Raw genomic sequence first — 11,875 nt, forward strand, 5'->3', positions numbered from 1 at the left:
GCGACGCTCACCGCCCGCTCACCGCGCGGGATGCCACAACCAGAATCGAATGGAGACAACAGATGACTCAGAAAACCGTTGCGCGCCGCGCGATGCTCAAGTCCGCCCTGGCCGGGGCTGCCGTCGCGGGTCTTGCCGCGCCGAAACTGGCGAGCGCCCAGTCCACCGTCACCTGGCGCATGCAGGCGCTCTGGGACGGGGGCACCACGCCGCAGAAATTTGAAGAGCAGTTCGTGGCCCGCGTGGCCGAGCTCACCGGCGGTCGGTTCAAGATCAACCTGTTCGCCGCCGGCCAGATCGTGCCGGCCGCGCAGGCTTTCGACGCGGTGCGCGGCGGCGCTTTCGAGATGATGAAGACCTTCGACGGCTACGAAGCCGGCAAGATCCCCGCCTTTGCCTTCACCAGCACCATTCCGTTCGGATTTGCCGAGGCCGATGAGTACGAAGCCTGGTTCTATGAAAAAGGTGGCCTCGACATGGCCCGCCAGGCCTACGCGCCCGCCGGCCTGCACTACATCGCGCCCACGGTGTACGGCCAGGAGCCGCTGCACTCCAAGGTGCCGGTGCGAAAGATTTCGGACCTGACTGGCAAGAAGGGTCGCTTCGTCGGCCTGGCCTCCTCGGTGATGGGGGCGTTCGGCGTGGCGGTGACGCCGCTGCCCACGGGCGAGGTGTATTCCGCGCTCGACAAGGGTGTGATCGACATGGCCGACCGGGGTGACCTCACCGCCAATTTCGAAGCTGGCCTGGCCGAAGTCGCCAAGTTCGTGATCGTGCCAGGCTTCCACCAGCCCACCACCGCCACCGCCTACGTGGCCAACCGCGGCGCCCACGACAAGCTGCCGGCCGAGTTCAAGGCGGCTCTGGCGGTGGCGGCGCGTGAGGTGTCGGGCGCGCTGCGCCAGCGCATCGTGGTCAACGACGCTGCGGTGCTTGCCAAGTACCAGGCCAAGGGCTGCGAAATCATCCGCTTCAGCGCGGCCGACGTGGCCGCCGCACGCCCCAAGGCCATTGAAGCCTGGCGTGGCGCCACCAAGGGCGATGCCCTGGCCGGCAAGATCCTGGACAGCCAGATCGCCTTCATGAAGGAACTGGGCCTGCTGGCCTGATCGCCCGCACCCCGCGTCGCAAGTGCAGCGCGGGGTGTTCTTGTCCTTCAAGGAAACCGGTATGCCTGCCTGGTTGTCGGCGGCCACCTCGGCCGTCACGCGCCTGAACCGCGCGATCTTCTTTCTCACCGTCTGGCTCATGGCCATCGTGGTGCCCGTGATGTTGTACGAGGTGGTTCGCCGCTACCTGTTCAACGACCCCACCGTCTGGGCCATGGAACTCGCCGTGCTGCTGTTCGGCCCGTATTTCCTGCTCGGTGGTCCCTACCTGCTGCACCTGCGCGGCCACGTCACGCTCGACCTCGTTCGTCAACGCCTGAACGCCACCTGGCAGCGGCGCATGGACCTGGTGAACTTCCCCGTGATCATCCTGTTCTGCGCCATCCTCATCTACTTCAGCTGGCCATCGGCCTGGAGCGCGTGGCAGTACCGCGAGACCAGCTTCTCGGCCTGGAACCCGCCCATCTGGCCGGCCAAGGCGGTGGTGCCGCTGTCGCTGGTGCTCATGTTGCTGCAGGCGGTGGTGGAACTGTGCCGCGTGTTCTTCCGCACCGATGGGGAAGCGTCCACGGTTGAGGGGGTGACACAGTGACCCCGAACACCATCCTGCTGCTGATGTTCGGCAGCCTCACGCTGTTCATGCTGAGCGGATTGCCGATCGCCTTCGTGCTCGGTGGCCTCTCGCTGCTCTTCATCGTCACGCTGTGGGAACCGAGCGCGGTCATCGTGCTGGTGCTGCAGATCTACGACACCATGAAGTCGGAGGCGCTGCTGGCGATTCCGCTCTTCATCCTCATGGCCTGCATCCTCCAGCGATCGGGCGTGATCGAGGCCCTCTACAAGGCCATGGAGCTGTGGTTCGGCCGCCTGCGCGGGGGGCTGGCGATCGGCACCGTGATCATCTGCGTGGTGATGGCGGCCATGACCGGCGTGGTCGGCGCGGCCGTCACGGCCATGGGCATCCTGGCATTGCCCGAGATGCTGCGGCGCGGCTACAAACCCGAGCTGGCGCTGGGCACCATCTGCGCGTCGGGCACGCTGGGCATCCTCATTCCGCCTTCGGTGCTCACCATCGTCTACGCGGTCACCGCGCAGGTCTCCATTGGCCAGATGCTGATTGCCGGCCTCGTCCCCGGCCTGATCCTGGCTGCGCTCTACATCGCCTACATCGTGGTGGTGGGGTGGCTCAAGCCCGAGTGGGTGCCGCTGGGCCCCAGCACGCGCCAGGTGCCCTGGCGCGACAAGATCGTGGCCCTGAAGGCGCTGCTGTTCCCAAGCATGTTGATCGTGCTCATCCTGGGCTCCATCTTCTTCGGCATCGCCACGCCCACGGAGTCCGCAGCGGTTGGCGTGGCGGGGGCCATCATCCCGGCGCTGTTCAAGCGCAAGCTGAACCTGCCGATGCTGAGCCAGGCCGGCGTGGACACGCTCAAGGCCACGTCGATGATCCTCTGGATCACGCTGGGCGCCAAAGCCTACGTGGCGATCTTCACCGGCCTCGGGGGTGCAGACACGCTGCTCGAGTTCATCAAGGGCATGGAGGTGAATCGCTGGTGGATCCTGGCGGCCATGATGCTGTTGCTGATCTTCCTGGGCACGGTGCTCGATGAGCTCGGCATCATCCTGCTCACGGTGCCGGTGTTCCTGCCGATCGTGCGCCTGCTCGGCTTCGACGAGATCTGGTTCGGCGTGCTCTACGCCATCACCATCCAGATGGGCTACATCAGCCCGCCCTTTGGCTACACGCTGTTCTACATCAAGGGCACCTTGCCCAAGCACATCGGCATGGGCGCGGTCTACAAGGGAATCATTCCCTTCTTCTTCCTGCAGTTCGTCGGCCTGCTGATCTGCGCCGCTTTCCCCGACCTCATCACCTGGCTGCCGAAGCTCATGGCTTCGCGCTGATTCCGCACTTTCTCATCAAGGTTCAACGCATGAACACCCAGACCCCATCCAGCCGCATTGGCGGCTTCCACAAGCTGGCCGTCGCCCAGCGCATCGAGCGCGTGGCGCAGTTCGCCCGACTCAGTGCCGAAGACCAGGCGCTGCTCGCGCAGACTGGCAACCTCTCGGCCGAGACCGCCGACCACATGATCGAGAACTTCGTCGGCACCATGAACATCCCCATGGGCGTGGCGACCAACCTGCGCATCGATGGCCGCGATCGGCTCGTGCCCATGGCCACCGAGGAGTCGTCGGTGGTGGCGGCGGTGTGCAACGCAGCGCGCCAGAGCTACGACGCGGGTGGTTTCGTGACGTCCATGTCGGGCACCCAGATGATTGCGCAGATCCAGTTGACCGGTGTGAGCGATCCGCAGCACGCGCGCATCCGCATCCTGGAGCGGCTCGAAGACATCCGCGCGATGTGCGACGCCTGCGACCCGGTGCTCGTCAAGCTGGGCGGCGGCTTCCGCGATCTGGAGGTGCGTGTGCTCGACACACGCGGCGGCGCCATGGTGATCACCCACCTCATCGTCGACACGCGCGATGCCATGGGCGCCAACGCCGTCAACACCATGGCCGAGAAGCTGGCGCCGCACATGGCACAGTGGACCTCGGGCACCACCAACCTGCGCATCCTCTCCAACCTGGCAGACCGCCGGCTGGCACGTGCTCGTTGCGTGTGGCCACTGGAGGCCATTGGTGGTGCCGAGGTGCGCGACGCGATGCTGTCGGCCTACCACTTCGCCGACGCCGACCCCTACCGCGCCGCGACGCACAACAAGGGCATCATGAACGGCGTGAGCGCCGTGGTGCTTGCCACGGGCAACGACACGCGCGCGGTGGAAGCCGGTGCCCATGCCTACGCCGCGCGCAGCGGTCGCTACGCCAGCCTCACCGCCTGGGAAGCCACGGCGCGCGGCGACCTGGCCGGCACCATCGAGCTGCCCATGGCCGTGGGCCTGGTCGGTGGTGCGACCAAGGTGCACCCCATGGCGCGTCTGGCATTGAAGATCCTGAACGTGGGCAGCGCCGAAGAACTCGCGCGCATCATTGCCGCAGTGGGCCTGGCGCAGAACTTCTCGGCCCTGAAAGCGCTGGCCACCACAGGCATCCAGAAGGGGCACATGGCCCTGCACGCACAGAACATTGCCATGATGGCCGGCGCCGTGGGCGACGAAATCGACCGCCTGGCCCGGGTGCTGGTGGCCAAGGGCATGGTTCGCATGGACGTCGCCGAGGCCGAACTCCAGCTGCTGCGAGGCGCCTGAGCCCCGGTCTGCCGGCAGGAAACTGTCGGCTTGACTTTCGACTTGATATGAATCATGATTCAGTATTCGTGAATTAGAGTTCATTCATGACCAAAGCCCAGATTCGCAAGCAGTTGATCGCCGACACCGAGCAGCGCGTGCTCGCCATCACCCGGGAAATGGTGTCCGAGGGAGGGTGGGGTGCGGCCCAGATCGCGCTCATCGCCCACCGCGCCGGCGTGGCCACGGGCTCCGTCTACCGCTACTTCGACTCCAAGGCGGATCTGTGCGCACAGGTTCTGGCGGCGGTGTCCCAGCGCGAGATCGATGTCGTCGCCGCCATCGTCGACAGCGAAGGCGATGCCACGGTTCGCCTGCACGACGCAGTGGTGGCTTTCGTGCGCCGCGCCTCGCGCAATCCCCGCCTGGCCTACGCGCTGATCGCGGAACCATGCGAGCGCGAGCTGGACGAGGCGCGCCTGGCCTACCGGGCTGCGCTGGCCAAGCAGTTCTCGCGGTTGATCGCCGAAGGCATCGCGCGCGGCGAATTCGTCGACCTGCCCAGCGACCTGCTGTCCACCTGTGTCACCGGCGCCTTCATGGAGTCGCTGGTCGGTCCGCTGGCGCGTGAGGCCCATCTGGACCCGCAGGAGATCGACGCGCTCGCCCAGCAGGTCGCCAACCTGTGCGTGCGCATGGTGCGCGCCGGCTCACCCGCGCTGGCATTGGTCAAGGCAAAAAAGGGGCGAACATGAACATGCCGACAGAGGGTGAATACCTGAGCACCATAGGTCACGCGGATGCTGCACCAACGCACGAAGTGCTCAACCAGGCAAAGCCTTGTGAAGGCCACAACGCCTTCGAAGACGATGTCGCACTGAGTGGACTGGTCTCGCGCGTGGCGCCGTGGTTTGCGCCGGAGGCGGCTGCACTGGGCCGTCTGGCCGGTGATGCCGGCACACAGGAACTGGCGCGGCTGGCCAACGAGCACTCGCCGCAGTTGAAGACCCACGATCGCTTTGGCCACCGCATCGACTGGGTCGAGTTCCACCCGGCCTGGCACCAGCTCATGGCCCTCGCGTGGGAGCATCAGGTTCCAAGCCTCGCCTGGACTACCGGGCATAAGTTGGGTCACTTCGGTCGTGCCGTGCTCAGCTACCTGTGGAACCAGGTCGAGAACGGCGTCGCTTGCCCGACCGGCATGGCCTACGCAGCCGCGGCCGGGTTTCACGGCAAGCCGGCTTTCGCCGAGTGGCGAGAGAAGGTCCTGTCCCGCAGCTACGACGGACGCCGTGTGCCCATCGCGCAGAAGCAGGGTGTCGTCATCGGTTATGCGATGACGGAGAAGCAGGGCGGCTCTGACCTGCGGCAGACGCAGACCACGGCCACCCTCGCCGGCCGTCACGTCGACACGCCGGTCTATCTGATCACCGGCCACAAATGGTTCTACTCGGTGCCCGTGGCCGACGGCTTCTTCACGCTCGCACAGACCGCCTCGGGCGTGAGCTGCCTCTTCGTGCCGCGCTTCCTGCCGTCCGGTGAGGCCAACACCTTCGCCTTGCAGCGGCTCAAGGACAAGTGCGGCAACCGTTCCAACGCATCCAGCGAGATCGAGTTCCGCCAGACCTGGGCGCTGCTGGTGGGCGAAGAGGGCCGAGGCATTCGCGAGATCCTCTCGCACGCCCATCTCACGCGGCTGGACTTCGCGGTCGGTTCTGCCGGGCTGTTGCGCCAGGCGGTGACGCTCGCGATCCACCACGCGCAGTCGCGCATCGGCTTCGGCCAGTCGATGGCCAGCCTGCCGATGCAGGTCAACGTGCTGGCCGACCTGGCCCTGGAAAGCGAGGCCGCCATGCTGTCGGCCCTTCGCGTGGCGCGCGCCACCGACGGCATGGCCAGCAGCGAACACGAGCGCCTGCTGGCACGTGTGGCCACGCCGGTCACGAAGTACTGGAACTGCCAGCGTGCTCCCACCGTGGTCTACGAAGCCTTGCAGGTCCACGGTGGCAATGGCTTCATCCTGGAGAACCCGGTGGCGCGGCTCTATCGGGAGGCACCACTCAACTCCATCTGGGAAGGCACGTCCAACATGATGTGCTTGGACGTGTTGCGCGCCATGCAGCGCGAGACCGGTGCGCGCGAAGTCTTCGTGGAGGAAGTGCGCGGCGCGGGCTATGCGGGCGACGCGCACCGCCGCTTTGTGCAGCAGCTGGCCAGCGACCTGGGGGCCGTGCAAATCGACGAAGCGCAGGCACGGGCCATCACCACGCGCATGGCGCTGGCCTTGCAGGCCAGCGAGATGCTGCGGCACAGCGATCCCGGCGTGGCGCAGCGCTTCATCGACTCGCGCCTGGGTGGTGCATCCTGTGGTGTCCTGGGCACCCTGCCTTCCGGTGCGGACCTGGGCCGCATCGTGGATCGCGCTTCGGTGGCCCAGCGCGCGGAGGCCGCATGGGCGTGATGGAAGCACTGCCACTGAGCGATGTGCGCTCGACCGTAACCCCGCAGGAATGGCAGATGCGGGTGGATCTGGCTGCGTGCTACCGCCTCATGGCGGTGTTCGGCATGACCGACCTCATATACAACCACATCAGCGCGCGGCTGCCAGGCAGCGATGAGCACTACCTCATCAATCCCTACGGCATGTTGTACGAGGAAGTCACCGCGTCCAGCCTGCTGACGATCGACATCGAAGGCCACACGCTGCTGCAGCCCGACCATGGGTACAGCGTCAACGTTGCCGGCTTCTACCTGCACGCGCCGATCCACCGGGCCCGTGCCGACGTGCAATGCATCATCCACACGCACACCCGTGCAGGCACGGCTGTGAGCGCGCTCGACGAAGGCCTGTTGCCGCTCTCGCAGACGGCCATGCGTTTTCATGGCCAGGTGGGTTACCACGAGTTCGAGGGACCGGCGATCAACGGCCTGGAGTGCGAGCGCGTGGTGCGCGACCTCGGCCTGCGCGACGTGCTGATCCTGCGCAACCATGGCCTGCTGGTGTGCGGCCAGAGCGTGCCGCAGGCCTTCAACGCCATGTACTGGCTGGAGAACGCCTGCCGCATCCAGGTCGACGTGCTGGGCTGCAACCGGCCGGTGCGCGAGCCCTCGGCGCTGGCCATCGACAACACGGTGACCTGCTTCGCGGGCCGAGAGATCACACTGGTCAACCAGGCGCTGACCAATCCTGTGCTCAACGAGGCCGCACGATCGCCGCAGGGCGGTTACGGATCGCTGGAGTGGGCCGCGTTGCTGCGCAAGCTCGACGCGCTGGATCCTTCCTACAAGACCTGAGGGAGCGGCCATGACGTTCCAACAAAGGCGGGTGGGCTTCGTGGGATGTGGCCGTGTCGGCCGTACGCTGGGGCAGGCGCTCGCGCAGGCGGGGTACCGCGTGACGGCCGCCTGGAGCCGCTCGCCGGAAGACCTCGACGCGTTCGAGCGGGAAGTGTCTGGCGCCGCAGCCATGGCCAGCGCGCAGCACGTGGCCGACGCTTGCGACTTTGTCTGGCTCACCGTGTCGGACGATGCCATCGGACCGGTGGCCCGGTCCATCCGGTGGCGACCCTCGCACCGCGTGGTCCATTGCAGCGGCGCCACCGAAGTCGATGCACTCAGGCCTGTGGCCGATGCCGGTGGCGCATGTGGCGGATTCCACCCGCTGCAGATGTTTGCCAACCCGGCCGTGGCGCTGAAAGGGCTGCCCGGTTGCACCGTCGGCATTGAGGCCGAGGGCGATTTCGAGCGCGAACTGGAGCAACTGGCGCGGGATCTGGGTGGCGTACCCATTCGTGTGCCCCATGGGGGCCGGGCGGCCTACCACGCCTCGGCCTATTACGTCGGGCCCTTCCTCATTGCACTGCTCGCGGAGGCCGCCACCCTGTGGCGCAGCTTCGGCGCGAGCGAGCAGCAGACGCTGGAAGCGCTGTTGCCGCTGCTGGCCGGAACGGTGGCGGCCGCGCGCGATTCCGGGTTGGCGGGGGGCATGGGCGGTTGTGTGGCGCGCGGCGATGTCGGTACGGTCGAGAAGCACCTGCGGGCGCTGGACGGACTGCAGCCGGCGATGGGCGAGCTCTACCGCGAACTGGCGCTGCGCACCATCCCGCTCGGTCTGGAGCGGGGCACGCTGAGTGCAGGCGCAGCCCGGCGCATCGAGGAAGTCATCCACGAAGGCGCGAGCGCCGGGAGCATCCAGTCATGAGCCGTTATCTGTGCCACGACCACCCGGACGTGTTCGAGTTCACCGCCACCGTGCTGCGTTCCCGCCCCGGTGGCATGCTGCTGTCGCGAAGTTATTTCTACCCCGGCGGTGGTGGCCAGTTGCCCGACCGCGGTCACTTCACCATCGACGGCGCGATGCACGCCATCAGCGGTGTGGAGGAAAGCGGCAGTGTCTGGTGGCACCTGCACGACGGCCCGGATCACGTGGCGGGTGAAGTGACGGTGCGGATCGACGCCGGCTTCCGCGCATCCATGGCCCAACTGCACACGGCGCTGCACCTGGTCAACGCCTTCGTGTTCAAGGCGTTCGAGGGCGCACTGGTCACGGGTGTGCAGATGGGGGCGGATCGAACCGCACGCATCGACTTCGACCTGCCCGACGCCGACAACGACCGCATTCGCGCGCTGGAACCCTTGATCAACGACGCCATCCGGGCCGGCCTGAAGGTGAGGGAGACCTTCGTCCCGCTGAGCGCAGCGGCCAGCGAACCCGGGCTCTTGCGCAGCCGCTCGGTAGCGCCTCCACCCCAGGCCGACGGCACGGTCCGCATCATCGAAATCGACGGACTGGACCGGCAGGCCTGTGGCGGCACGCACCTGGGAATGACCAGCGACTCGCCCCCGATTCGCATCCTGAAGATCGAGAACAAGGGTCGCCACAACCGGCGGGTGCGGATCGGGCTGGCATGACCCCGGCCGACCCGGTCGAGATCCTGCGCGAACTCGTGGCGTTCGACACCACGTCGCGCAACTCCAACCTGGCGCTGCTCGAATGGGTCGCGGAGCGCGCGCAGGCGGCTGGCGCGGTCGTGCGCTACACGCGCAGCGACGACGGGTGCAAGGCCAACGCGCTGATCTCGATGGGTCCGGTGGATGTGCCCGGCATCGTGCTCTCGGGGCACACCGATGTGGTGCCGGTCGACGGACAGGCGTGGAGTTCCGATCCGTTCACGCTGCGTGACGATGGGGGCCGCCTGTATGGCCGCGGCACCTCCGACATGAAGGGGTTCATCGCCTGCTGCGTGGCCGCGTTGCCGCAGTGGTCCGAGCGGCCGCTGGCCCGGCCGATCCACCTGGCCCTGTCGTACGACGAGGAGGTGGGCTGCCTGGGCGTGCCCCGTCTCATCGCCGACATGCTGGACCATGTGGCCCGGCCGGAATTCATCATCGTGGGCGAACCCACCGGCATGAAGCTCGCCACCGCGCACAAGGGGTTCTGCCTGTACTCGACCGTCTTCGATGGCGAGGAGGCACATTCGAGTCTGTCCCACCTGGGGCGCAGCGCCATCGCGCCTGCGGTGCGCTTCGCCAACTTCCTGCTGGAGACTGGCTCATTGCTGGCCTACCGCACCACGGCCGTACCCGGCATGGTGCCCAACCACACCACCTTCAACATCGGACAACTGGAGGGGGGCACGGCCATCAACATCATCGCAGGCCGGTGCAGGGTGACGTGGGAATTTCGCGCCGTGCCCGACGAGGACGTGGCCGCCATCAAGGGCCGCATCGCCAACTACCTGCGCAACGGGCCCGTGAACGAGGGCAAGGTGACGCACCAGGAACTGCTGGAGGTGCCGCCGCTGATGACCGATCCGACGCAAGCCGCCGTGGAATGGCTCAAGCGCTTCCTGCAGACCGACGAGACGATCTCCGTGCCCTTCGGCACCGAGGCGGGATTCTTTGCTCGGCAGGGGCTGCCCGCGCTGGTGTGCGGTCCAGGCTCGATCGCGCAGGCACACCGTCCCGATGAATGGATCGAAAAGGCACAACTTCGGCAATGCATGCGCCTGATGCAGCATGTAGGCAGCCAGGCCTGGAGCCACTGACGGGTGATGCTGCCTAACGTGCTCCGGCCACGCTGCCGGGCTTGCGAAGCCACCAGGTCCGGCCCAGTTTCATGGCTTCGCGGCCATAGAGGATCAGCGCCAGCGCGAGCAGGATCAGCGGCATCGCCACGAATACCCAGCCGGTCAGGCGTTCGCCGCCCAGCATCACGCCCACGCACAGCGCCACCACGGGGTTCACGAATGAGTAGCTGCCGGCCAGCGCGGCCGAGGTGTTCTTGAGCAGCCACAGGTAGGCGTTGAGCGTGACCATGGTGCCCATCACCACCAGGTACAGCCAGGCCAGCGCCGAGGCGAGCGAGACCTGGGCCCAGGCCACGTTGCGCGAACCGGGTTCCCACAGCCAGGCCACCACCAGCCCGAGCAGCCCGCCCAGCAGCCACTGTGTGGCCGAGGCCATGGCGGGCGGAGGCAGGTCGAGTCGGCGGGAGGCGTAGGAACCCAGGCTCCAGGCCAGCGGTGCGCCGAAGGCGCACAGCGTGCCGACGAGCGTGGTGGAGAAATCACCTTCCAGCGCCAGGAGCGCCGCGCCGGTGGCGCCCAGCACCAGGCCGACCCAGCTCGTCACTGGCACGCGCTCGCCACCCCAGCGTGTCCACAGCGCCAGCCACATGGGCATGGTGGTCACCACCGTGGCCATGAGCCCGGAGCCGATGCCCAGCTTCTGTGCCAGCACCACCAGCGCCATGGCGGCAAAGGCCATGAGCGAACCGATGAGCGCGCTCGCGCGCCATTGCGCAGCCGTGGGCCAGGCCAGGCCTTGCCAGCGTGCAATGCCCAGCATGAGCACGCCCGCGAGCAGGAAGCGCCCGCCGTTCATGAGCAACGGCGGCAGCGTCTGCATGGCGATGTCGAGCGCGAAGTAGGTCGTGCCCCACACCAGGTAGACGATCAGCAAGGCCCCGCCCAGTTTCAGGGTTTGGCGATCCAGGGCATTGGGGTTGAAAATGGACGGCATATCCGGCTCTGCGTAGGATAATTTCCGGCGAATCGCCGTGTGTCCGTATTTTGAACAGATTTCAGCCGCCATGCAAGCAAATATTCAGCTCGACGACACAGACGCCAGAATTCTTACGGCGTTGAGCAGCGACAGCCGTCGTTCCTACGCCGACGTGGCCTCTGAAGTGGGGCTGTCGACCGCGGCGGTGCATGAGCGCGTGAAGAAGATGGTTGAGCGTGGCGTGATCGAGCGCTTCTCGCTCAGCGTCGACCCCGACCGCGTGGGCCTGCGCTTCACCGCTTTCGTGGCCATCCGCAACGACGGTGGCGTGCACTGCCGCGAGGTGGCGCCTCGCCTTCGCGAGCTGCCCGAGGTGCTGGAACTGCACAGCGTGGCCGGCGAGTTCGACTTCCTGGCCAAGATCCGCACCACGCACGCCCGCGCGCTGGAAGATGTGCTTTATCAGATCAAGGCGATTCCCGGCGTGGCGCGCACCACCAGCACGGTCGTGCTCAACACCGAGTTCGAAGATCGTCCCCTCAAGCTGCCCGGCGTCGGCGAGGGCTGAGC

The 11,875-nt window shown here is 66.8% G+C and carries 12 protein-coding genes; 11 read left to right on the top strand and 1 reads right to left on the bottom strand.

Features of this window, described 5'->3' with window-relative positions:
* Positions 1 to 62 precede the first annotated feature (62 nt).
* The 10 genes from dctP to argE all read left to right on the top strand — a co-directional run bounded on the left by dctP (position 63) and on the right by argE (position 10,347).
* The gene (gene dctP / locus ACTIF6_RS04125) at positions 63 to 1,109 is read left to right on the top strand and encodes a TRAP transporter substrate-binding protein DctP (protein WP_439586738.1); all 1,047 of its coding nucleotides are present in this window, start codon (positions 63 to 65) and stop codon (positions 1,107 to 1,109) included.
* A 61-nt stretch (positions 1,110 to 1,170) separates the two neighbouring features.
* Complete coding sequence (locus tag ACTIF6_RS04130; protein WP_439586739.1) at positions 1,171 to 1,701, top strand: TRAP transporter small permease subunit; 531 nt, start codon at positions 1,171 to 1,173, stop codon at positions 1,699 to 1,701.
* Entirely contained in the window at positions 1,698 to 3,014 is a 1,317-nt protein-coding gene (locus ACTIF6_RS04135; protein WP_439586740.1) for a TRAP transporter large permease, read from the top strand. The genes ACTIF6_RS04130 and ACTIF6_RS04135 overlap by 4 nt, the downstream gene beginning before the upstream one ends.
* Positions 3,015 to 3,043: 29 nt before the next feature.
* The gene (locus tag ACTIF6_RS04140) at positions 3,044 to 4,321 is read left to right on the top strand and encodes a hydroxymethylglutaryl-CoA reductase, degradative (protein ID WP_439586741.1); all 1,278 of its coding nucleotides are present in this window, start codon (positions 3,044 to 3,046) and stop codon (positions 4,319 to 4,321) included.
* Positions 4,322 to 4,407: 86 nt separating this feature from the next.
* Positions 4,408 to 5,055 (top strand): TetR/AcrR family transcriptional regulator, encoded by a 648-nt coding sequence (locus tag ACTIF6_RS04145; RefSeq protein ID WP_439586742.1) that lies wholly within the window; start codon positions 4,408 to 4,410, stop codon positions 5,053 to 5,055.
* Positions 5,052 to 6,761: an acyl-CoA dehydrogenase family protein gene (locus ACTIF6_RS04150; protein ID WP_439586743.1), complete on the top strand. Its 1,710-nt coding sequence runs from the start codon at positions 5,052 to 5,054 to the stop codon at positions 6,759 to 6,761. The genes ACTIF6_RS04145 and ACTIF6_RS04150 overlap by 4 nt, the downstream gene beginning before the upstream one ends.
* On the top strand, positions 6,752 to 7,594 hold the full coding sequence (locus ACTIF6_RS04155; protein ID WP_439586744.1) for a class II aldolase/adducin family protein: 843 nt from the start codon (positions 6,752 to 6,754) through the stop codon (positions 7,592 to 7,594). The genes ACTIF6_RS04150 and ACTIF6_RS04155 overlap by 10 nt, the downstream gene beginning before the upstream one ends.
* Positions 7,595 to 7,604: 10 nt before the next feature.
* On the top strand, positions 7,605 to 8,501 hold the full coding sequence (locus ACTIF6_RS04160) for a Rossmann-like and DUF2520 domain-containing protein (protein WP_439586745.1): 897 nt from the start codon (positions 7,605 to 7,607) through the stop codon (positions 8,499 to 8,501).
* Positions 8,498 to 9,211: an alanyl-tRNA editing protein gene (locus ACTIF6_RS04165; RefSeq protein ID WP_439586746.1), complete on the top strand. Its 714-nt coding sequence runs from the start codon at positions 8,498 to 8,500 to the stop codon at positions 9,209 to 9,211. Before ACTIF6_RS04160 ends, ACTIF6_RS04165 begins: the two co-directional genes overlap by 4 nt.
* Positions 9,208 to 10,347 (top strand): acetylornithine deacetylase, encoded by a 1,140-nt coding sequence (argE, locus tag ACTIF6_RS04170; RefSeq protein ID WP_439586747.1) that lies wholly within the window; start codon positions 9,208 to 9,210, stop codon positions 10,345 to 10,347. The genes ACTIF6_RS04165 and argE overlap by 4 nt, the downstream gene beginning before the upstream one ends.
* Before the next feature lie 13 nt (positions 10,348 to 10,360).
* Here the strand turns inward: argE and ACTIF6_RS04175 are convergent, their stop codons facing one another.
* Positions 10,361 to 11,323 carry an EamA family transporter gene (locus ACTIF6_RS04175; protein WP_439586748.1) on the bottom strand — a complete coding sequence of 321 codons (963 nt, stop codon included), beginning with the start codon at positions 11,321 to 11,323 and terminating at the stop codon, positions 10,361 to 10,363.
* A 70-nt stretch (positions 11,324 to 11,393) separates the two neighbouring features.
* Between ACTIF6_RS04175 and ACTIF6_RS04180 the strand changes: the two genes are divergently transcribed.
* The gene (locus ACTIF6_RS04180) at positions 11,394 to 11,873 is read left to right on the top strand and encodes an Lrp/AsnC family transcriptional regulator (protein WP_439586749.1); all 480 of its coding nucleotides are present in this window, start codon (positions 11,394 to 11,396) and stop codon (positions 11,871 to 11,873) included.
* Positions 11,874 to 11,875: the final 2 nt, after the last annotated feature.

The organism is Hydrogenophaga sp. (assembly GCF_051860785.1).
In the GTDB taxonomy this organism is placed as follows: domain Bacteria; phylum Pseudomonadota; class Gammaproteobacteria; order Burkholderiales; family Burkholderiaceae_C; genus Hydrogenophaga.

What these genes read in the sequence shown, in the direction of transcription:
- dctP (WP_439586738.1), top strand. Translation starts at nt 63, where the DNA reads ATGACTCAGAAAACCGTTGCGCGCCGCGCGATGCTCAAGTCCGCCCTG.
- ACTIF6_RS04130 (WP_439586739.1), top strand. Translation starts at nt 1,171, where the DNA reads ATGCCTGCCTGGTTGTCGGCGGCCACCTCGGCCGTCACGCGCCTGAAC.
- ACTIF6_RS04140 (WP_439586741.1), top strand. Translation starts at nt 3,044, where the DNA reads ATGAACACCCAGACCCCATCCAGCCGCATTGGCGGCTTCCACAAGCTG.
- ACTIF6_RS04145 (WP_439586742.1), top strand. Translation starts at nt 4,408, where the DNA reads ATGACCAAAGCCCAGATTCGCAAGCAGTTGATCGCCGACACCGAGCAG.
- ACTIF6_RS04150 (WP_439586743.1), top strand. Translation starts at nt 5,052, where the DNA reads ATGAACATGCCGACAGAGGGTGAATACCTGAGCACCATAGGTCACGCG.
- ACTIF6_RS04155 (WP_439586744.1), top strand. Translation starts at nt 6,752, where the DNA reads ATGGGCGTGATGGAAGCACTGCCACTGAGCGATGTGCGCTCGACCGTA.
- ACTIF6_RS04160 (WP_439586745.1), top strand. Translation starts at nt 7,605, where the DNA reads ATGACGTTCCAACAAAGGCGGGTGGGCTTCGTGGGATGTGGCCGTGTC.
- ACTIF6_RS04165 (WP_439586746.1), top strand. Translation starts at nt 8,498, where the DNA reads ATGAGCCGTTATCTGTGCCACGACCACCCGGACGTGTTCGAGTTCACC.
- argE (WP_439586747.1), top strand. Translation starts at nt 9,208, where the DNA reads ATGACCCCGGCCGACCCGGTCGAGATCCTGCGCGAACTCGTGGCGTTC.
- ACTIF6_RS04175 (WP_439586748.1), bottom strand. Translation starts at nt 11,323, where the DNA reads ATGCCGTCCATTTTCAACCCCAATGCCCTGGATCGCCAAACCCTGAAA.
- ACTIF6_RS04180 (WP_439586749.1), top strand. Translation starts at nt 11,394, where the DNA reads ATGCAAGCAAATATTCAGCTCGACGACACAGACGCCAGAATTCTTACG.